Origin of the sequence: Rahnella sp. PAMC25559 (assembly GCF_050632365.1) — a bacterium.
GTDB classification, from domain to species: domain Bacteria; phylum Pseudomonadota; class Gammaproteobacteria; order Enterobacterales; family Enterobacteriaceae; genus Rahnella; species Rahnella rivi.
Genome location: NZ_CP192543.1, coordinates 897,009 through 918,812, shown reverse-complemented (window position 1 = coordinate 918,812; position 21,804 = coordinate 897,009). Strand labels below are relative to the sequence as shown.

Below are 21,804 nucleotides of genomic sequence, written 5' to 3'. Positions count from 1 at the left end.
CGGAATTTTTTCCGGTTTCCTTACGCGCTGGCTTATTGTATTTTTATTCACAATTATTGCATGAATATGAATACTACCCTAACTAAAGGCTGTCAACAGTGAAGATGAAATTACCTCCTTTTATTGAGCTCTACCGGGCGTTAATCGCAACCCCTTCCATCAGCGCAACCGATGCGGCTTTGGACCAGAGCAATGAAACGCTAATCAACTTACTGGCAGGCTGGTTCGGCGATTTAGGCTTTAAGGTTGAAGTGCAACCTGTTCCGGGAACCCGAAACAAATTCAATATGTTAGCCAGCACTGGCGAAGGCGCTGGCGGTTTACTGCTGGCCGGTCATACCGACACCGTGCCGTTTGATGATGGCCGCTGGACGCGCGATCCTTTCACCCTGACCGAGCATGAAAATAAGCTCTACGGTTTGGGTACCGCCGATATGAAAGGTTTCTTCGCCTTTATCCTCGATTCACTGCGCGACGTCGATCTCACCAAACTGACTAAACCGCTGTATATCTTAGCGACCGCCGATGAAGAAACGACCATGGCCGGTGCGAGCTATTTTTCCAAAAATGCCAAAATCCGTCCTGACTGCGCCATCATCGGCGAACCGACGTCACTCAAGCCCGTTCGTGCGCACAAAGGGCATTTATCAAACGCCATTCGTATCACCGGCCAGTCCGGTCATTCCAGCGATCCGGCGCGCGGCGTGAACGCGATTGAACTGATGCATGAGTCGATTACCCATTTAATGACCCTGCGCAATACCCTGAAAACGCGTTACAACCACAGTGGTTTCGTGATCCCGTACCCGACCATGAATTTTGGTTACATCAACGGCGGCGATGCGCCAAACCGTATTTGCGCCTGCTGCGAAATGCATATGGATATCCGTCCGTTACCCGGCCTGACGCTGTCCGAAATCAACGGCCTGCTAAATGAGGCGCTGGAACCGGTGAGTCAGCGCTGGCCCGGCCGTCTGGTGGTTGAGGAACTGCATCCGCCGATCCCGGGATATGAATGCCCGCCGGATCATCCGCTGGTGCAGGTGGTTGAGAAGTTGCTGGGCGTGGAAACCGAAATCGTTAACTACTGCACGGAAGCTCCCTTTATTCAGGAGTTGTGCCCGACGCTGGTGCTGGGTCCGGGTTCAATCGATCAGGCACATCAGCCAGATGAATATATCGATACCGCGTTCATTAAACCGACACGCGAGTTGATCACTCAGGTTGTGCATCACTTCTGTTATCACTGATCCTGAATCAGTGTTGATGAACAAACAATCAGGGCGCTCAGGGGCGCCCTTTGCTACTGTACAAATCAGGTCAGCAAACGTGGATTAGCCAAACTGATATCGTCGCTGATGTAATTAAATTTCAGCGACATTGCCAAAAAGACCATTTTTCACGTGAGTGATCGGGGGTTTTTGGGTTAAAACAAGTGCTGCTTTTAAAAAGTGTGGCCAGGTTGGCAGGGTGAACGGGGCAAGAATGCCTGACGGGTGAAAGTTATTTACAGAATATAAAAATTAAACGAGAGAACGGGTCAGAGGTGATATGAACGAACAATATTCCGCAATGCGAAGTAATGTCAGTACGTTAGGTAAACTGCTGGGCGATACGATCAAAGATACGTTGGGAGAACATATCCTCGATCGCGTTGAGCAAATTCGTAAACTGTCGAAATCCTCCCGCGCCGGAAACGAAGCGGATCGTCAGGAATTACTGTCAACGCTGCAAAATCTTTCTAATGATGAATTGTTACCGGTTGCCCGTGCATTCAGTCAGTTCCTGAATTTAGCCAACGTGGCAGAGCAATATCACAGCATTTCGCCGCACGGCGAAGCAGCCAGTAATCCTGAAGCGCTGGCGCTGTTGTTCGATCGTCTGAAATCAAAGAATCTCTCTGACCAGCAATTACGCGATGCCGTTGACCAGCTTTCTATTGAACTGGTTCTGACCGCGCACCCGACCGAAATCGCCCGCCGTACGCTGATCCACAAACTGGTCGAAGTGAATAACTGCCTCAAACAGCTCGACCACAACGATCTGGCCGATTACGAACGTAAACAAATTATGCGCCGCCTGCGTCAGTTAATTGCGCAGTCATGGCACACCGATGAAATCCGCAAGAACCGCCCTTCTCCGGTTGATGAAGCGAAATGGGGTTTTGCGGTGGTCGAAAACAGCCTGTGGGAAGGCGTTCCGGCTTTCCTGCGCGAGCTGAACGAACAGCTGGAAACCTCACTGGATTATAAAATGCCGGTGGAAGCCGTGCCGGTGCGTTTCACTTCCTGGATGGGGGGTGACCGCGACGGTAATCCGAACGTCACCGCCGATATCACCCGCCACGTTCTGCTGCTGAGCCGCTGGAAAGCCACCGACCTGTTCCTGCGCGACATCGCAGTGCTGGTGTCGGAACTGTCGATGACCGAATGTACGCCAGAGCTGCGCGAACTGGCCGGCGGTAAAGACATCATTGAGCCGTACCGTGAAATCATGAAGCAGTTGCGCGCGCAGCTGACCTCAACTCAGGTCTATCTGGAAGCACGCCTGAAAGGCGAACGTGTCACGCGCCCGCACGATTTACTGGTGAAAAACGACCAGCTGTGGGCGCCGCTGTACGCCTGCTATCAGTCGCTGCAGGCCTGCAACATGGGCATTATCGCTAACGGTCAGTTGCTGGACACCCTGCGCCGCGTGCGCTGCTTCGGCGTACCGTTAGTGCGTATCGACGTGCGTCAGGAAAGTACACGTCATACCGATGCGATTGCCGAAATTACCCGTTATCTGGGGCTCGGCGATTACGAGAGCTGGTCGGAGTCTGACAAACAGGCTTTCCTGATCCGCGAACTGAATTCGCAGCGCCCGCTGGTCCCGCGTCACTGGGAACCGAGCGCCGATACCAAAGAAGTGCTGGATACCTGTCAGGTCATCGCCGAAGCGCCGGAAGGCTCGATTGCGGCGTATGTCATCTCAATGGCGCGCACGCCGTCTGACGTGCTGGCGGTGCATCTGCTGCTGAAAGAAGCCGGTTGCCCGTTCCCGATGCCTGTCGCGCCGCTGTTCGAAACGCTCGACGACCTGAATAACGCCGACGACGTGATGAAGCAGTTGCTGAGCATCGACTGGTACCGCGGTTTCATTCAGGGCAAACAGATGGTGATGATTGGCTATTCCGACTCCGCAAAAGACGCGGGCGTGATGGCGGCATCATGGGCGCAATACCGCGCGCAGGATGCACTGATCAAGACCTGCGAAAAAGCCGGTATCGCACTGACCCTGTTCCACGGACGCGGCGGTTCTATCGGCCGTGGCGGTGCACCGGCACAGGCAGCGTTGCTGTCTCAGCCTCCGGGCAGCCTGAAAGGCGGCCTGCGCGTGACCGAACAAGGCGAAATGATCCGCTTCAAATTCGGTTTGCCAGAAGTCACCATCAGCAGCCTGGCGCTTTATACCTCTGCGATCCTGGAAGCCAACCTGTTGCCACCGCCTGAGCCAAAACAAGCCTGGGTGGATATCATGGAGCAACTGTCTGACGTCTCCTGCAAGATGTACCGCGGTTACGTGCGTGAGAATAAAGATTTCGTGCCTTACTTCCGCGCCGCCACGCCTGAGCAGGAACTGGCGAAACTGCCACTGGGTTCACGCCCGGCGAAACGTAAAGCCAGCGGCGGCGTTGAAAGCCTGCGGGCCATTCCGTGGATCTTCGCCTGGACGCAAAACCGTCTGATGCTGCCAGCCTGGCTGGGCGCAGGTGCCGGTTTACAGGCCGTGGTGGATGGCGGGAAACGTGATGAGCTGGAAACCATGTGCCGCGACTGGCCGTTCTTCTCCACCCGGATCGGGATGCTGGAAATGGTGTTTGCGAAAGCTGACCTTTGGCTGGCCGAATACTACGATCACCGCCTGGTGGAAAAAGAGTTGTGGCCGCTCGGTCAGCAATTGCGTGATCAGTTAGCCAGCGACATCAAAGTGATTCTGGCGATTTCCAACGACGATCATCTGATGGAAGATTTGCCGTGGATTGCCGAATCTATCGCCCTGCGTAACGTCTATACCGATCCGCTGAACGTGCTGCAGGCTGAACTGCTGCACCGTTCCCGCGAGCTGGAAAAAGACGGCAAGCAGGATGCGAACATCGAACAGGCATTGATGGTGACAATTGCCGGCGTGGCAGCAGGTATGCGTAATACCGGTTAGTGGCTGCTAAAAGCAGGAAAGCAAAAACCCGCGAATTCGCGGGTTTTTTGTATTCAGTTCAGGGCAAAAAGATTAAGCGCGAACCGGTACGGCCACTTCAGGGCGCACACCCAGCGTATGACAAATCGCGTAACTCATTTCTGCACGGTTCAGGGTATAGAAGTGGAAGTCTTTCACCCCTTCGCGGCTGAGGATTTTTACCATGTCCATCGCGATATTCGCGCCGACCATTTTGCGGGTTTCGGCATCGTCATCCAGCCCTTCAAACATGCTGTTCATCCAGTGAGGCACGCGCACGTTGGTCATGGTGGCAAAGCGGGTCAGCTGTTTGAAGTTGGAAACCGGCAGGATGCCCGGCACGATCTCCACATCAATGCCCTGCCCGGCGCAGCGGTCGCGAAAACGCAGGTAACTTTCCACGTCGAAAAAGAACTGGGTAATGGCGCGGTTTGCACCGGCGTCAATTTTACGTTTCAGGTTAATCAAATCAGACTGCGCGTTTTTGGCTTCGGGATGCACTTCCGGATAAGCCGCCACGGAGATATCAAAGTCGCCGACTTCTTTCAGCAAATGCACCAGATCGGTCGCGTACATGTCCGGCTTGCCGCCGCCAGCAGGTAAATCCCCACGCAGCGCCACAATATGGCGGATACCGCTCTGCCAGTAATCCTGCGCAATCTGACGCAGTTCATCACGGCTGGCATCAATACAGGTCAGGTGCGGCGCCGCTTCCAGACCGGTACGTTCTTTAATGCCTTTGATGATGCTGTGCGTACGGTCGCGCTCACCGGAGTTTGCCCCGTAAGTCACCGAAACGAACTTAGGTTTGAGGCTGCTCAGGCGGTCGATTGAGCTCCACAACGTGTCTTCCATCTCGCTGGTTCGTGGCGGGAAAAATTCGAAAGAGACGTTAATCTGACCCTGCAACTCTGCCAGGTTTTGATTCAGCGCTTCGCGCTGGTTTGCGTGGAAAAAGCTCATAAACACTACCTCATGGATCACTGCGTTTTTATTATGGTTCGTTATGATAGACGTTTGGACGTCTAAACGTGTAGATAGAAAATGACGGAAAGCGGACAAGGTGTCAACGTTAAAATGATGGCAGAGGATGATTAATCTTCACGCAAACTGAAAGAATTTCACTTTGGTGAAAAGGTGCTGTGGGGAAGATGAGGAAAAGTAGAGGTTTTTCACTGCTTCCCCTCCAGAGAGGGGAAGCAGCAAAGGATTACAGAAGTTGCGTCAGGCGGTTAAGGTCTGACTGTAACGCACCTGCGGTAACATCACGCCCGGCACCCGGCCCGCGGATGACCAGAGGATTGTCGCGATACCAGCGGCTTTCGATGGCAAAGACGTTATCGCACGGCAGCAGAGACGCCAGCGGATGGTCTTCACGCACGGCTTCAACGCCGACGCGTGCTTTGCCGTTAGCATCGAAACGCGCCACGTAGCGCAGCACCAGCCCCATTTCACGGGCGGCTTCCAGACGCTGCAACATCTGCTGATTCAGCGCCTCGCCATCTTCAAAGAACTGATCGACCGAGCCGGTGGCACAGTCTGCCGGGACCAGAGATTCAACGCGAACCTGCGTCGGCTCGATGTCATATCCCGCCTCACGCGCCAGAATTACCAGCTTGCGCATGACGTCCTGCCCGGATAAATCATCGCGCGGATCCGGCTCGGTCAGCCCCTGCTGCCACGCCAAATCCACCAGTTCAGTGAAAGGCAACGTGCCGTCAAATTGCAGGAACAACCAGGATAAGGTGCCGGAGAAAATGCCGCTGATCGCCAGAATACTGTCGCCGCTTTCGCGTAAATCACGCACCGTATGGTTGACCGGTAAACCCGCGCCGACGGTGGCGTTGTACAACCAATGGCTGTCAGTTTTGGAAAACGCATCACGGATCTGACGGTATTTATTGCTGTCAGACGCACCCGCCAGCTTATTGGCGCTGATCACGTGGAAACCGTAGCTGGCGAAATCGAGATACTGATCCGCCAGTTCAGCACTGGCTGTCACATCCAGCACCACCAGATCGTCATAAGGGTGCGCACGCATCCACAGGAACAGCGACTCTTCGTCGTGCGCCTGAGATTCGTCATCAAAGAAGGCCAGCGCGCGACTGGCGTCCAGACCTTCGTAATTGAGCAGGCTGCGTTTACTGTCCACCACACCGGCCAGCACAAATTCAAAACCGCTGCGCGCGGAAATGTTCTTTTGCTCACGGGCAAACAGCTCCAGCCAGCGCGAACCGATATTGCCTTTACCAAACAGCATCAGACCGATTTGTTTTTCAGCGCGGAACAGCGTTTTGTGCAGCCCCTGAATCAGGTGCGCCGTCGGACCGACGCGCAGAACAGCCACCAGGCTGATGCCGTCTTCGGCCTGCCAGATAAATTCGACCGGCTGATCTTTCATTTCCTGATAGAAACGATGGCTGTGCAGCGGATTTTTACACACGCCCGCACCGACCAGCGCCACCAGCGCCAGCCCTTCCCGCAGCGTCAGACGCCCCGGAAGTGCCGCCTCTTCCAGCACCTGCAATGCACTGCCCGCCACTTCGGAGGTGTAGCACAGTTGCAGTAAATTACGGTCGGGATGCACACCGGTACACAATGGCTTGACCTGCGCACGCTTGAGCAACAGCTCGACGTCTTTGTGCGCCAGACCAAAATCATGACCGGAAGGGATCGCTACTTCGATAAGGCAAATATCATCATGGCTGGTGACAATCTTTGCGCCGGTGCCGGACGCCAGCACGCGTTCAATACGCGTCGAGCCCTGCTCAGGCTGGTAGCTGCAACGCAGCTGCAAATCGATATCACTGCCGGAAACGGGCTGCAAAGTGCGGGTATGGAGTACCGGAGCGGCCAGTCGCGCCAGTTCGCTGGCTTCGTCCAGACGCAGCAACGGCAGCAGACAGGCATCTTTGACCTTACGCGGGTCAGCACTGTACACACCGGCGACGTCACTCCAGATGGTCACGCGGCTGGCATCGGCCAGTGCACCGATCTGTGTGGCGGAATAGTCGCTGCCGTTACGGCCAAGCAGCACGGTTTCCCCCGCGTCATTACGCGAGATAAAACCGGTGACCACCAGATATTGCTGAGGATGTTGTGCAAGAAGCTGTTGCAGCAGCGGATAAGAACGGCCTTCATCCACCTGCGGTTGCGCGGCGCGTTCGGCACGCAGGAATTCGCGCGCGTCCAGCCAGGCTGCCGGTAATTCGAGTTTGCACAAGACCGCAGACATCAGTCGGGCAGACCAGATTTCACCGTGGCCGACCACTTCGGCATAAATCGCATCGGTGATCTTGCCGTCGAGCAGCACGGCCAGACGTTCGAGATCGTGAATAAATGAAGCAATAAGCGGCTCGGCCATTTCCGGCGGCAGCAGGCCGGAAATCAAATCACTCTGATAACGGCGCAACGTCTGCTGGACCTGATGCGCGGAAATCCTGTCGGTCTGGCTAAGCTTCAGCCAGCTGATCAGCTGGTTAGTGGTGCTGCCCGCCGCCGAGACAACCATCATGTCGCCCGGTTTGGCGTATTCGGCCATAATGCCTGCGACGCGCAGATAACATTTCACGTCGGCCAGACTGCTGCCACCAAATTTGTGCAACTGCCGGCTTCCCGCCGGTGCTGCGACCGCTATTGCATTCATACTTACCTCGTTGCCACTGACTGGAATGCGTGTTCCAGATCAGCAATCAAATCTTCACTGTCTTCAAGACCTACAGAAATTCGGAGCAAGCTGTCAGAAATCCCGGCGGCTTTACGCGCTTCGGGCGCCATACCCGCGTGCGTCATGGTTGCGGTATGAGAAATCAGGCTTTCGACACCTCCCAAGGATTCTGCGAGGGTAAATAACTTCAATTCTTTCAGGAAATGACGCAGCTGCGCCTCATCACCGTTAAATTCAAAACTGATCATGGCACCAAAACCGCGTTGCTGACGGCGGGCAATATCATGCCCCTGGTTTTCCGGCAGCGACGGATGATACAGCTTTTTGACCTGCGTTTGCTTCTGTAAATAGGCAACAATCGCCAGCGCATTTTCCTGCTGCTGCTTCACGCGCACCGTTAAGGTACGCAGGCCACGCAACAACAGATAACTGTCGAAGGCCGCTGCCGTCACGCCGATGTTATTCGCCCACCAGGCCAGTTCAGTTGCATGTTCAGCGGTCTTAGATATTACCGTACCGGCGACCACATCAGAATGCCCGTTAAGATATTTAGTACAAGAATGGACGACTAAATCCGCGCCAAGCTGCAACGGGTTCTGTAACGCCGGGCTGAGGAAGGTGTTATCCACCACCGTTAACGCACCCGCTGCGTGCGATGCGGCGCAAATAGCCTCGATATCCACCACACGCAACAGCGGATTGCTTGGCGACTCGATCAGCACCAGCGCCGGTTTTTCCTTCAGCGCGTCAGCCAGCGCCTGCGGATCGCCCTGATCGACAAACAGCACGCGATACGCGCCGCGCTTGCTCAGGCTGTCAAACAAACGGTAACTGCCGCCGTAGCAATCGTGCGGGGCCAGCAGTAAATCGCCGGGTTTCAAAAAGACCGTACACACCAGATGAATCGCAGACATGCCACTGCTGGTCAGTACCGCGCCCGCACCGCCTTCCAGATCGGCCAGCGCACGCTGCGCAATATCACGCGTCGGATTACCGCGGCGTGAATAATCGTGGGCCCTTGGCTGATTGAAATCTTCAAAGTTGTAGGTGCTGGAAAGCGAGATTGGCGGAACTACACAACCATATTGCTGATCATTGTTCAGGCCACTGCCCACGGCAATGGTGGCTTGCTTGTGCGTCATAGTCTTTTTCTTCCTGCGATGTGCGAAGGGTGAGATGACAAAGAGTAACGCCCGGAGTTATAGACGTCAATACATCTGGACATCTAAACTTCTTTGCGTATAGATTGAGCAACAGAGCAATACCCGCTAAAATTATGGCGTTATGCGAATGTCTGGCCGATCCCGGACGCACAGGTAACCGGTCACGGCCCTGCGTCAGGCGACAAAATAAAGAATGCCACGGGGAAAATCGTGAGATAACCCTGTTAAATACGGACATTTATTTAGTGAGAACAGTGAAAATCGGGCATAATCACCGGGTTTTCAGAATTTTATTTTTTGATAAATTTAAGGTGTCCCATGGCTGAGTGGAACGGCGAATATGTCAGCCCTTACGCTGAACACGGTAAGAAAAGCGAACAAGTTAAGAAAATTACGGTATCCATTCCGCTGAAAGTCCTCAAAATCCTCACCGATGAACGCACTCGTCGCCAGGTGAATAACCTGCGTCACGCGACCAACAGTGAATTATTGTGCGAGGCTTTCCTGCACGCCTTTACCGGTCAGCCTTTACCGAATGACGAAGACCTGCGTAAAGAACGCAGTGACGAAATCCCGGAAGCGGCGAAGATCCTGATGCGTGAACTGGGTGTGGATCCTGATACCTGGGAATATTGATAGCGCTGAGTGCTGCTGAACATGCCCGTGCGGACGATTGTGCGGGTTTCAGTGTCTGTGATGATTAACGCTGAGTCGTGATCTGGAAGATTTGTCTGGCGGGAAGTGAAACTGCAGGCAACAAAAAAGGCGCCATCGGCGCCTTTTTTTGCTCTCAAGCCAGCAATATTACTTGCTGCTTGGCATGCTGAAACGCTTGTTGAAGCGGTCAACACGGCCACCGGTAGCGACTTCACGTTGCTTACCAGTGTAGAACGGGTGACATTCGCCACAAACGTCCAGGTTCAGATCGTGACCCACAGTTGAGTGAGTTTTGATAACATTACCGCATGAGCAGTTTGCAGTAATTTCTACGTATTTAGGGTGAATACCTTGTTTCATGGGAAAACCTCTTCTTAAGGCCGCGTCGCTATCCAACCCTGTTCCGTCAGACACCACGCGTAGTGGATGATAGGCTTTGAGTACGAAATGCACCAAAGGCGGCGAATCATACAGAATCTCTGAGAACCGCGCAATCATGTTCATGCATTTCGAAGGACTCAGTGTACACTATCTCGTCATTTTTTTAAAGTCTGGACCCCCGATGCCTGTTGCCCACGTTGCTTTACCTGTTCCGCTTGCCCGTACTTTTGATTATTTATTGCCGCCCGACATGCAGGTCACGCAGGGTTGCCGGGTCAGTGTGCCTTTTGGTAAACGCGATGCAATTGGCATTGTCACGAAGATCAGCGATTCCAGCGAGTTTGGCCTGGAGAAGCTGAAACCGGTGCGTGAGGTCCTCGACCGTACCAGCCTCTTTACTCCCGACTTGTGGCGCATTCTGTTCTGGGCTGCCGACTATTACCATTTTCCGATTGGTGAAGTGCTGTTCCACGCGCTGCCGGTATTATTGCGCCAGGGAAAACCCGCTGAACTGACGCCGTTGTGGCAGTGGTTTGCCACTGAACAAGGCCGCGCGACCCCGCTCGACAGCCTGAAACGTGCGCCGAAGCAGCAACAGGCGATGGCCGCGCTGATGCAAAAGCCGGTGTATCGCCATCAGGTCGCCGATCTTGATCTCACGGATACCGCATTGCAGGCATTGCGCGCCAAAGGGCTGACCGATTTACGCAGTATCGCGCCCGATGCAGCGGACTGGCGCAAAGATTTCTCGGTCGTGGGCGAGCGTTTGCGGCTTAACACCGAGCAGGCCACTGCCGTCGGTGCTATCCGCAGCGAAGATCAGCAGTTTTCCGCCTGGCTGCTGGCCGGGGTGACGGGTTCGGGCAAAACCGAAGTGTATCTCAGCGTGCTGGAAAATATTCTCGAACAGGGTCGGCAGGCGCTGGTGATGGTGCCGGAAATCGGCCTGACGCCGCAGACTATTGCCCGCTTCAGGGAGCGTTTCAGTGCGCCGGTTGATGTCCTGCATTCCGGCCTCAATGACAGCGAACGTCTTGCCGTCTGGCTGCGTGCACGTAACGGTGAAGCGGGGATCGTCATCGGCACGCGTTCTTCTTTATTTACGCCTTTCGCCCGCCTCGGGGTGATCATTATTGATGAAGAACACGACAGCTCTTATAAGCAGCAGGAGGGCTGGCGCTATCACGCCCGTGACCTGGCGGTCTATCGTGCCCATGCCGAAAATATTCCGATTATCATGGGCTCGGCCACACCGGCGCTGGAAACGTTGCACAACGTCGAGTTGGGGAAATATCGCCAGCTGAAACTGACCAAACGTGCCGGTAACGCCAAACTCGCCCGCCAGAATTTGCTCGATCTGAAAGGAATGCAGCTGAAAGTCGGGTTATCGCAGCCGCTGATCCAAAAGATGCATGAACATCTGAAAGCCGATAATCAGGTGATGCTGTTTCTCAATCGCCGTGGCTATGCGCCAGCGCTGCTGTGCCATGAATGCGGCTGGATTGCCGAATGTCAGCGCTGCGACCACTATTACACGATCCACCAGAACCAGCGGCAGTTACGCTGCCACCATTGCGACAGCCAGCGTGCGGTGCCGCACCAGTGCCCGCACTGCGGCTCGACGCAATTGGTTTCGGTGGGCGTCGGTACGGAACAGCTGGAAAATGAGCTGGCCCCGCTCTTTCCCGATACGCCCATCACCCGTATCGACCGCGATACCACCAGCCGTAAAGGCTCGCTGGAACTGCATCTGAATGAAATCCATCGCGGCGGTGCACGTATTCTTATCGGTACGCAAATGCTGGCGAAAGGGCATCACTTCCCGGACGTCACACTGGTGTCTTTATTAGACGTCGACGGCGCGCTGTTCTCAGCGGATTTCCGTTCTGCCGAGCGATTTGCCCAGCTCTATACGCAGGTTTCAGGACGCGCAGGCCGCGCCGGTAAACAGGGCGAAGTAGTGCTGCAAACTCATCATCCTGAACACCCGCTGTTGCAGGTTCTGTTGCAAAAAGGCTACGACGAATTTGCCAGGCAGACGCTTGCTGAGCGCAAAAGCGTCTTCCTGCCGCCTTATACCAGCCATATTCTGATTCGCTCTGAAGATCATGATAATCAGCAATCGGCGCTGTTCCTCCAGCAGTTACGTAATCTTCTGGAATCCAGCCCCCTGAAAGATGATTCGCTATGGATTTTGGGGCCGGTTCCGGCGCTTGCCGCCAAACGTAACGGACGCTTCCGCTGGCAGCTGTTATTGCAGCACCCTTCCCGCCGGGTTTTACAGCATCTGATCAAGAGTTCTCAGCCACTTATCGCCAGCCTTCCTCAGGCCAGAAAAGTGAAATGGACGCTGGATGTGGATCCGATTGACAGCTAATCCGCATGTAGCCCCGGTTTTTCTGCGGGGTGGATCGAAAAAAAGCATCTGCATCACACTTTTAATGCAAATTAGGTAACAAATCCTACTCACATTCTGTTTAGAATGTGATGAGCTACACAGCACGCAGGGGTAGCAGGTGAGGAATGTTGATGTTGTCGTGTCCGTTTGATGCAGTTGCAAGGAGAGATGCGTTGGAGCACAAGAAAGAATTACCCGCCGCGACAATGAAAGATGTGGCTGAACAGGCAGGCGTTTCAACAGCAACGGTATCCCGCGCGTTAATGAATCCGGAAAAAGTTTCCGCTTCCACCCGTCAGAAAGTGGATCAGGCCGTCATGGCCGTGGGCTATTCGCCCCATGCCATGTCGCGCAATTTAAAACGTAATGAATCACGCACAATTCTGGTGATCGTCCCGGACATCTGCGATCCGTTTTTTGCAGATTTGATCCAGGGGATCGAACGCACCGCCGCGCAAAGTGGCTATCTGGTGCTGATCGGCGATTGCGCTCACCAGAACCAGCAAGAAAAAACCTTTATCAATCTGATCATCACCAAACAAATTGACGGCATGCTGCTGCTCGGCTCGGATTTACCTTTCGATGCCAGTAAAGAAGAACAGCGAAATTTGCCTCCGATGGTGATGGCCAATGAATTTGCCCCGGAACTTGAACTGCCGACTGTTCACATTGATAACCTGACTGCCGCATTTGAAGCCGTACATTATCTTCTGAAGCTGGGTCATCAGCGAATTGCCTGTATCGCCGGGCCGAAACATATGCCGCTGTGCCAGTACCGTTCACAAGGTTATATTCAGGCGCTGCGTCGTAATGGCATGAGCGTCGAGAGCGCTCTGACCGTTCATGGTGATTTCAGCTATGAATCAGGCGCGCTGGCGCTGACAGAGCTGATGTCACTGCCGACACCGCCGACGGCGATTTTCTGTCACAACGACGTGATGGCGATTGGCGCCATGTTCCAGGCAAAGAAAATGGGGCTGCGTATTCCGCAAGATCTGTCGATTGTCGGCTTCGATGACATCAAGGCCAGCCAGTTCACCGATCCTCCGCTGACCACCGTGGCGCAGCCAAGGTTCCAGCTGGGTCGTCAGGCCATGTTATTATTACTCGAGCAGTTGCAGGGAAATCCGGTACAAAACGGTTCACTGCTGCTCGACAGCGAACTCATCGTGCGTGAAAGTACTGCGGCGCCCAAAGCGTGAGTCATTTTTTATCCCACCATGAAGTTTTAATTTCAGTAAATGTTCAGGGTTAAGTAACATGACGCACTTCTTCTTTAATCATCACGACACAGCGAAACGATAGTGGCACAGAAAGACTATGTAAGCCGTGGGCGCTCAGGAGCGCGGCGGAAAAGTACCAGCCGGAGTAAAAAACGCAATTCCACAACGATCTCCAAAACCATGGTGGTGTTAGCCGTTGCGGTGCTGGTGGTGTTTGTCGGTGGCCTCTATTTTATTGCTCACAATAAGCATGAAGAAGCGGTCGTGGTGCCAACGCATCCTGTCCGTCCGGGTAACGGATTGCCTCCTAAGCCTGAAGAACGCTGGCGTTATATTAAAGAACTGGAAAACCGCCAGATGGGTGTGACCACGCCGACAGAACCGACGGCGGGTGGTCAGGTGGAATCCAAAACTCAGCTGACGCCGGAACAGCGCCAGTTGCTCGAGCAAATGCAGGCCGATATGCGCCAGACGCCGACACAGCTGTCTGAAGTGCCGTATAACGATCCAAATCAGGTCACGCGTACGCCGACGGCACCTGCGCAGCGTCAGGTTCAGCAACAGCAGCAGCAACCGACCTATGCACAGCAACAGCCGGTGCAGACTCAGCCGCGCCAGGTTCAGCAACAACCTGCGTACACGCCGCAAACGCAGCCAGTACGCGCACCGCAGGCTCAGGCTCAGACACAACCGGTACAGCAGAAACCTAAACCTGTGCCGAAAGAAATCGTGAAAGAACAGCCTAAAACACAGCAACCGGCCGCCATCACACAGGTGACGCCGGAGAAACCTAAAGAGCAGGAAAAGACCCAGCGCTTTATGGTTCAGTGCGGTTCTTTCCACGGCACCGAGCAGGCAGAATCTCAGCGTGCGAAGCTGGCCTTTGAAGGTTTTGAAGGCCGTATAACGACCGGCGGTGGCTGGAATCGTGTGGTGATCGGCCCTTATAACAATCGTTCCGGTGCCGACAGCACCTTAGCCCGCCTGAAGAACGCAGGCATCTCCGGTTGCATTCCCCTCGCAACCGGGGGTTGAAAACCCGTAATCCTTCCCCAATCTATATTTTCAATATGCCTCGTAAGCTTGTGAGACACCCAGCGTGTCCCACAAGCCTGCGGGGATCTTTCCCGTCTGCAACGAGGAACCGCTCGTGACAACAATTGTAAGTGTACGCCGCAACGGCAAGGTCGTTATCGGTGGTGATGGCCAGGCCACATTGGGAAATACCGTCATGAAGGGCAACGTCAAAAAAGTACGTCGCCTGTATAACGATAAAGTGATCGCGGGCTTTGCTGGCGGTACAGCGGATGCGTTCACGCTATTTGAGCTGTTCGAGCGCAAGCTGGAAATGCATCAGGGTCATCTGGTGAAAGCGGCCGTAGAACTGGCGAAAGACTGGCGTACCGACCGTATGCTGCGCCGTCTCGAAGCGCTGCTGGCCGTCGCTGATGAAAACGCGTCGCTTATCATCAGCGGCAACGGTGATGTTATTCAGCCAGAAAACGATCTGATCGCCATTGGTTCCGGTGGCCCGTATGCACAGGCAGCAGCCCGCGCACTGCTGGAAAATTCAGAGCTGGGCGCCCGCGACATCGTGGAAAAATCGCTGAGTATCGCCGGTGACATCTGCATCTACACCAACCAATTCCACACCATCGAAGAATTGTCTTCTAAAGCGTAAGGATCGAAAATTATGTCTGAGATGACCCCGCGCGAGATCGTCAGCGAACTAGACAGCTACATCATTGGCCAGGACAAAGCGAAACGTGCCGTGGCCATTGCCCTGCGTAACCGCTGGCGTCGCATGCAGCTCGACGAAGCGCTGCGCCATGAAGTCACCCCGAAAAACATTCTGATGATCGGTCCGACCGGTGTGGGTAAAACCGAAATCGCCCGCCGTCTGGCGAAACTGGCGAACGCACCGTTCATCAAAGTCGAAGCGACCAAATTCACCGAGGTCGGTTATGTCGGTAAAGAAGTGGATTCTATTATCCGCGATTTAACCGACTCCGCCGTGAAAATGGTGCGCCTGCAATCCATCGAAAAGAACCGTTTCCGCGCCGAAGAACTGGCCGAAGAACGTATTCTGGATGTGCTGATCCCGCCGGCGAAAAACAACTGGGGCCAGGCAGACGAAGCCCAGGAACCTTCTGCCGCGCGCCAGAATTTCCGCAAAAAACTGCGTGAAGGCCAGCTCGACGACAAAGAAATTGAAATCAGTCTGGCTTCCGGTCCTGTGGGCGTGGAAATCATGTCCCCGCCGGGCATGGAAGAGATGACGAACCAGCTTCAGTCCATGTTCCAGAACATGGCCGGGCAGAAACAAAAACCGCGCAAACTGAAAATCAAAGAAGCCTACAAGCTGTTGGTTGAAGAAGAAGCGGCAAAACTGGTGAATCCGGAAGATCTGAAAGAACAGGCGATCGAAGCCGTCGAGCAGCACGGTATTGTGTTTATCGATGAGATCGACAAAATCTGTAAACGCGGCGGCCAGAGCTCCGGCCCGGATGTTTCCCGCGAAGGTGTGCAGCGCGACCTGCTGCCGCTGGTGGAAGGCTGCACAGTCTCTACCAAACACGGCATGGTGAAAACAGATCACATCCTGTTTATCGCTTCCGGTGCGTTCCAGACCGCCAGCCCGTCAGATTTGATCCCTGAACTGCAGGGGCGTCTGCCTATTCGTGTTGAACTGCAGGCGCTGTCGACTGAAGACTTCGAACGCATTCTGACCGAACCGAGTGCTTCGCTGACTCATCAGTACAAAGCATTGATGGCGACCGAAGGCGTCACCATTGATTTCACCGCTGACGGTATCCGCCGTATCGCCGAAGCCGCATGGCAGGTCAACGAAACCACCGAAAACATTGGTGCCCGTCGTTTGCATACGGTTCTTGAGCGTCTGATGGAAGATATCTCTTACGACGCGAGCGAAAGCAACGGTATTTCCATAAACATTGATGCAGATTATGTTAGGAGCCACCTTGATCAGCTGGTAGCTGATGAAGATCTGAGCCGTTTTATCTTATAATTTGCTCATACGTTCCGAAAGTGATCTTCAGGGAGGCGTTTGCCTCCCTGATTTTTTTTAGATTTCGGACTGACTTGTTCACCTGAGCGAATCCATCTATGAGCACTATGACTCCCTGCACTCCGACGACGCCCGCCCGCGCCTGGCTCGAAAGCCTGCGTCCCAAAACGCTGCCTCTGGCTTTTGCCTCTATCGTGATGGGTTCGGCCATTGCCAGCCTGCAAGGCGTTTTCCATCCGCTGACGGCGTTGCTGGCGCTGCTCACCGCCGGGTGTCTGCAAATCCTGTCCAATCTGGCGAATGATTATGGCGATGCCGAAAAAGGCAGCGATACGCCTGATCGCGTCGGGCCTTTGCGCGGCATGCAAAAAGGGATGATTACCGCCTCACAAATGAAACACGCGATTATGCTCACCATCGCGCTGACCATTATTTGTGGCGTCGCGCTGATCGCCGTGGCCTGTCATAAACCCAGCGACGTAGTCGGTTTTCTGATCCTCGGGCTGCTGTCGATTGGCGCAGCAATCACCTATACCGTGGGGACGCGCCCTTACGGTTATATGGGCCTCGGTGATATTTCGGTGCTGATTTTCTTTGGCTGGATAAGCGTTGCCGGTACGTTCTATCTGCAGGCGGGATACTTCGACTGGATTGTGATGCTGCCAGCGACGGCGACCGGCCTGCTCTCCACTGCGGTGCTCAACATTAACAACCTGCGTGATATCGACACCGACAGCGCCAATGGCAAGAACACGCTGGCCGTCCGTCTGGGGCCGGTCAATGCGCGTCGTTATCACACGGTGATTCTGACTGCCGCCGCAATTTGTCTGGCGGTATTCTCTGCCGTATATCTGCATCACTGGACCGGCTGGCTGTTTCTTCTGGCCGTACCGGTGCTGGCAATCCATATCCGCCGGGTGAACCGCGCAAAAACCTCAATGGAAGTACGCCCTCTGCTGGAGCACATGGTAAAAGCTGCGTTACTGACTAACGTATTGTTTGCAGTGGGTCTGTTACTGAATTGAAGAAAAGTGGCCTGGCGTGCGCTAATCGGGTCACTTTTCACATTTAACAATTGATGATTTTGCCAACATCCGCCGATAAGGGATATACTGAACGTTCATGCAGCAACCAGATGAAATCCTATGAAATACGATACTTCCGAACTTTGCGATATCTACCATGAAGAAGTGAATGTTGTCGAACCCCTGTTCTCCAACTTTGGTGGCCGTACTTCATTTGGCGGGCAAATCACGACAGTGAAGTGTTTCGAAGACAATGGCTTGCTTTATGACCTGCTGGAAGAGAATGGTCGTGGCCGCGTGTTGGTGGTCGATGGCGGCGGTTCTGTTCGTCGTGCATTACTTGATGCCGGTCTGGCACGTCAGGCATTGCAAAACGAATGGGAAGGCATTTTGATTTACGGTGCAGTTCGTCAGGTGGATGACCTGGAAGAGCTCGACCTTGGCATTCAGGCTATGGCGGCCATTCCGGCTGGCGCAGGCAGTGAGGGGATCGGCGAAAGCGACATTCGTGTTAATTTCGGCGGCGTGACCTTCTTCTCCGGCGACCACTTGTATGCTGATAACACCGGTATCATCCTGTCAGAAGACCCGCTCGATATCGAATAACCTTCGCTTTCAGCAACAAAAAAGGACGCCTGGGCGTCCTTTTTTATTTGGAAAATGAAGCCGTTAGACTTCTTCCATTTTTCCCAACAGTGCACGCAGACGATCCTGCCAGACGTGTTGCTCTTCTTTCAGCTGTGCGTTTTCGCGCACCAGCGACTCGTGATTACCACTCGCCTGCTGAACTTCATGAGACAAGGTGTTGTTTTGCTCTTTCAGTTCTTCGATTTCCATCTGCAACAGAGTAATGGTATCGATCGCTTGCTGAACTTTAGCTTCTAGTTTCTCAAATACTTCAAATGACATTTTTCGGTCCCCTTATGTTCGCAAGGCGCACATCTTATGTTCTGCCGCATCGTCCGGACACGGCTCAAAAATTCCTGCACTTCGCCGATTTCTATAATAAATTCAAATCGCAATAACGTTTGAACTTCACCAGGATTTCAAAAAAACGGCGGGTGTCTTAACGAGTGATTGTATGTAGCCAGCCTTGCCCTGTCTACCAAGAACCCCTCTCTGCTCGCAGTCTGTTGCAATTTTGACGGGCTGAGTATCAGGAAATGCTTAAAAAGCAGAGTCACCCTCCAGAAATGTCAGCGAATACCGAATACCCTGAGCGCCATCTGACATGCGCGTTTAGCTTCACAGCCTTCACCGGAATGTCACGGCGTGGGCTTTTTACCGGTCGGCAGGACCTTTCAATACGCGAAATCGCTCATTTTTATGACACAACACACAAAAATTGATTTCGCTATTTCTCGTTTATGCTCGTTAACGATAAATTCACATTACGTTCTCATTTAATGATGAACGGCAAAATCCGATTACGTTCACGTACGCATAACAGAAAAACTATAACTAACCATTAACATCATCCTTAGCAGGATCCAACTATGAGCCAAACCATGAGTTCCACATTAAAAGGTCAGTGCATCGCTGAGTTTCTGGGTACCGGGCTTATCATTTTCTTTGGTGCGGGTTGTGTCGCAGCAATGAAACTGGCCGGTGCTACCTTTGGCCAGTGGGAAATTAGCATTATCTGGGGTCTGGGTGTGGCAATGGCCATCTACCTGACCGCAGCGATTTCAGGCGCACACCTGAACCCGGCGGTGACCGTCGCGTTATGTTTGTTTGCAAACTTTGAAGGACGCAAAGTTCTGCCTTACATCGTGGCGCAGGTCGCCGGTGCCTTCTGTGCCGCAGCGCTGGTCTACGGTCTTTACTACAACCTGTTCTTCGATTTCGAGCAAAGCCATAATATGGTGCGCGGCAGTGTCGAAAGTCTGGATCTGGCCGGTATCTTCTCCACCTATCCAAACCCGCACATCAGCGTACTGCAGGCCTTCCTGGTTGAAACGGTGATCACTGCCATTCTGATGGCGTTGATCCTCGGCCTGACGGATGACGGCAACGGCATTCCACGCGGCCCGCTGGCTCCGCTGCTGATCGGTATTCTGATCGCGGTTATCGGTGCATCAATGGGTCCGTTAACCGGCTTCGCACTGAACCCGGCGCGTGATTTCGGTCCGAAAGTGTTCGCTTACTTCGCTGGCTGGGGCAAAGTCGCCTTCACCGGTGCACGTGATATTCCTTACTTCCTGGTTCCGATTTTTGGCCCGCTGCTCGGCGCTTCACTCGGTGCCATCGCGTACAAAGCGTTGATTGGTCGTCATCTGCCACATCAGATCAATGATATTGCAGATGAAAAAGCGCCTCAGCCTTCCAAACAGCGTAAAGCCTGATCGGCTAAACTGTTCCAAAGCTAACTTATTCGCAGGATGAAAATTATGTCAGCAGATACGACTCACGAAAAAAAATACATCGTCGCACTTGATCAGGGTACAACCAGCTCACGCGCCGTAGTTCTGGATCACGATGCCAACATCGTCAGCGTTTCACAGCGCGAATTCACCCAGATCTACCCGAAATCCGGCTGGGTGGAACATGACCCGATGGAAATCTGGTCTTCCCAAAGCTCGGTGCTGGTGGAAGTGCTGGCGAAAGCCGACATCAACTCCGATCAGATCGCCGGTATCGGTATCACCAACCAGCGTGAAACCACCATCGTGTGGGAAAAAGAAACCGGCAAGCCGATTTATAACGCGATTGTGTGGCAATGCCGTCGTACTGCTGACATCTGTGAAAAGCTGAAGAAAGACGGGATGGAAGAGTACATCCGTCATAACACCGGTCTGGTGGTTGACCCGTACTTCTCTGGTACCAAACTGAAATGGATCCTCGACCACGTTGAAGGTTCCCGTGAACGCGCTGCACGCGGCGAACTGTTGTTCGGCACCGTGGATACCTGGCTGGTGTGGAAAATGACTCAGGGACGTGTTCACGTTACTGATTACACTAACGCCTCGCGTACCATGATGTTCAACATTCATAATCTGGAATGGGATGAACGTATGCTGGAAGTGCTGGATATTCCGCGCGCCATGCTGCCGGAAGTTCGCCCTTCTTCTGAAATTTACGGTCAGACCAACATCGGGGGTAAAGGCGGTACGCGTATTCCTATCGCCGGTATCGCCGGTGACCAGCAGGCCGCGCTGTATGGTCAACTGTGCGTACAACCGGGTATGGCGAAAAATACCTATGGTACTGGCTGCTTCCTGCTAATGAACACCGGCACAGAAGCGGTAACCTCCAAAAATGGCCTGCTGACGACGATTGCCTGTGGTCCGCGAGGCGAAGTGAACTATGCGCTGGAAGGTGCGGTATTCGTCGGGGGTGCCTCCATTCAGTGGCTGCGCGACGAACTGAAACTGATCAGCGATGCCACAGACTCCGAATATTTCGCCAGCAAAGTGAAAGACACCAACGGCGTGTATGTGGTGCCTGCCTTCACCGGCCTTGGCGCCCCTTACTGGGACCCGTATGCCCGTGGTGCGATCTTCGGTCTGAGCCGTGGTGCAAACAGCAACCACATCATCCGTGCAACGCTGGAGTCTATCGCCTATCAGACGCGTGACGTGCTCGATGCCATGCAGGCTGATTCCGGTACCCGCCTGCAGTCTCTGCGCGTGGATGGCGGTGCGGTAGCGAACAACTTCCTGATGCAATTCCAGTCAGACATTCTCGGTACCCGCGTTGAGCGCCCTGCCGTTCTTGAAGTCACCGCGCTGGGTTCTGCTTTCCTTGCCGGGCTGGCCGTCGGTTTCTGGAACGATCTGGACGAAGTGCGCAGCAAAGCGACCATCGAACGTGAATTCCGCCCAAGCATTGAAACCACAGAACGTAATGTACGCTACAAAGGCTGGCAAAAAGCCGTGGCACGCGTTCGTTCATGGGAAGATCACGACGAGTAATCGCCGCTTTTTTTTCGCCAACACCGTCCTAAAAAACTCCCCGCTGGGGAGTTTTTTTATGCGCCTTTCCCATTGTGCTAAAATCCCCGCACAGATGAGCCTTTGCCTCACCGATCTCTTTTTTCTTCCTACA

General features: G+C 53.9%; 17 protein-coding genes. 12 read left to right on the top strand and 5 right to left on the bottom strand.

Features of this window, described 5'->3' with window-relative positions; genetic code table 11:
- Positions 1–98 precede the first annotated feature (98 nt).
- Positions 99–1,250, top strand: coding sequence for an acetylornithine deacetylase (gene argE / locus ACQZQY_RS05565; RefSeq protein WP_072158086.1), 1,152 nt, complete (start codon positions 99–101; stop codon positions 1,248–1,250).
- Positions 1,251–1,551: 301 nt separating this feature from the next.
- Positions 1,552–4,197: a phosphoenolpyruvate carboxylase gene (gene ppc, locus ACQZQY_RS05560; RefSeq protein WP_183850454.1), complete on the top strand. Its 2,646-nt coding sequence runs from the start codon at positions 1,552–1,554 to the stop codon at positions 4,195–4,197.
- Between the two features lie 72 nt (positions 4,198–4,269).
- Here ppc and metF read toward each other — a convergent pair whose 3' ends face one another.
- From metF to metB, 3 genes are all read right to left on the bottom strand, one after another.
- On the bottom strand, positions 4,270–5,178 hold the full coding sequence (gene metF, locus ACQZQY_RS05555) for a methylenetetrahydrofolate reductase (RefSeq protein ID WP_056774615.1): 909 nt from the start codon (positions 5,176–5,178) through the stop codon (positions 4,270–4,272).
- 247 nt (positions 5,179–5,425) lie between these two features.
- Positions 5,426–7,861: a bifunctional aspartate kinase/homoserine dehydrogenase II gene (locus tag ACQZQY_RS05550; protein ID WP_056774613.1), complete on the bottom strand. Its 2,436-nt coding sequence runs from the start codon at positions 7,859–7,861 to the stop codon at positions 5,426–5,428.
- Between the two features lie 2 nt (positions 7,862–7,863).
- Positions 7,864–9,024, bottom strand: a complete 1,161-nt coding sequence (gene metB, locus ACQZQY_RS05545) for a cystathionine gamma-synthase (protein ID WP_217203029.1) — start codon at positions 9,022–9,024, stop codon at positions 7,864–7,866.
- A gap of 339 nt (positions 9,025–9,363) precedes the next feature.
- Between metB and metJ the strand changes: the two genes are divergently transcribed.
- Positions 9,364–9,681 carry a met regulon transcriptional regulator MetJ gene (gene metJ / locus ACQZQY_RS05540; RefSeq protein WP_004392248.1) on the top strand — a complete coding sequence of 106 codons (318 nt, stop codon included), beginning with the start codon at positions 9,364–9,366 and terminating at the stop codon, positions 9,679–9,681.
- Positions 9,682–9,849: 168 nt separating this feature from the next.
- Here metJ and rpmE read toward each other — a convergent pair whose 3' ends face one another.
- A complete protein-coding gene (gene rpmE, locus ACQZQY_RS05535; RefSeq protein ID WP_072158085.1) occupies positions 9,850–10,062 on the bottom strand; it encodes a 50S ribosomal protein L31 in 213 nt (70 codons plus the stop codon).
- Between the two features lie 202 nt (positions 10,063–10,264).
- Here rpmE and priA point away from each other — a divergent pair, with 202 nt between their 5' ends.
- The 7 genes from priA to rraA all read left to right on the top strand — a co-directional run bounded on the left by priA (position 10,265) and on the right by rraA (position 18,363).
- Complete coding sequence (gene priA / locus ACQZQY_RS05530; protein ID WP_056774608.1) at positions 10,265–12,460, top strand: primosomal protein N'; 2,196 nt, start codon at positions 10,265–10,267, stop codon at positions 12,458–12,460.
- A gap of 194 nt (positions 12,461–12,654) precedes the next feature.
- Positions 12,655–13,683 (top strand): DNA-binding transcriptional regulator CytR, encoded by a 1,029-nt coding sequence (gene cytR / locus ACQZQY_RS05525; protein WP_056774605.1) that lies wholly within the window; start codon positions 12,655–12,657, stop codon positions 13,681–13,683.
- A gap of 102 nt (positions 13,684–13,785) precedes the next feature.
- Entirely contained in the window at positions 13,786–14,739 is a 954-nt protein-coding gene (gene ftsN, locus ACQZQY_RS05520) for a cell division protein FtsN (RefSeq protein WP_431296739.1), read from the top strand.
- Positions 14,740–14,854: 115 nt separating this feature from the next.
- The gene (gene hslV / locus ACQZQY_RS05515) at positions 14,855–15,385 is read left to right on the top strand and encodes an ATP-dependent protease subunit HslV (RefSeq protein ID WP_056774599.1); all 531 of its coding nucleotides are present in this window, start codon (positions 14,855–14,857) and stop codon (positions 15,383–15,385) included.
- A gap of 12 nt (positions 15,386–15,397) precedes the next feature.
- The gene (gene hslU, locus ACQZQY_RS05510; protein WP_431296738.1) at positions 15,398–16,732 is read left to right on the top strand and encodes an HslU--HslV peptidase ATPase subunit; all 1,335 of its coding nucleotides are present in this window, start codon (positions 15,398–15,400) and stop codon (positions 16,730–16,732) included.
- A gap of 98 nt (positions 16,733–16,830) precedes the next feature.
- Positions 16,831–17,757, top strand: a complete 927-nt coding sequence (locus ACQZQY_RS05505; RefSeq protein ID WP_136375876.1) for a 1,4-dihydroxy-2-naphthoate polyprenyltransferase — start codon at positions 16,831–16,833, stop codon at positions 17,755–17,757.
- A gap of 120 nt (positions 17,758–17,877) precedes the next feature.
- Positions 17,878–18,363 carry a ribonuclease E activity regulator RraA gene (gene rraA / locus ACQZQY_RS05500; protein ID WP_056774588.1) on the top strand — a complete coding sequence of 162 codons (486 nt, stop codon included), beginning with the start codon at positions 17,878–17,880 and terminating at the stop codon, positions 18,361–18,363.
- A gap of 63 nt (positions 18,364–18,426) precedes the next feature.
- Here rraA and zapB read toward each other — a convergent pair whose 3' ends face one another.
- Positions 18,427–18,666, bottom strand: coding sequence for a cell division protein ZapB (gene zapB / locus ACQZQY_RS05495; RefSeq protein ID WP_056774584.1), 240 nt, complete (start codon positions 18,664–18,666; stop codon positions 18,427–18,429).
- A 587-nt stretch (positions 18,667–19,253) separates the two neighbouring features.
- On the opposite strand from zapB, the gene ACQZQY_RS05490 reads away from it, so the two are divergent.
- On the top strand, positions 19,254–20,102 hold the full coding sequence (locus ACQZQY_RS05490) for an MIP/aquaporin family protein (RefSeq protein ID WP_056774579.1): 849 nt from the start codon (positions 19,254–19,256) through the stop codon (positions 20,100–20,102).
- A gap of 45 nt (positions 20,103–20,147) precedes the next feature.
- Positions 20,148–21,671, top strand: coding sequence for a glycerol kinase GlpK (gene glpK / locus ACQZQY_RS05485; RefSeq protein ID WP_056774575.1), 1,524 nt, complete (start codon positions 20,148–20,150; stop codon positions 21,669–21,671).
- Positions 21,672–21,804: the final 133 nt, after the last annotated feature.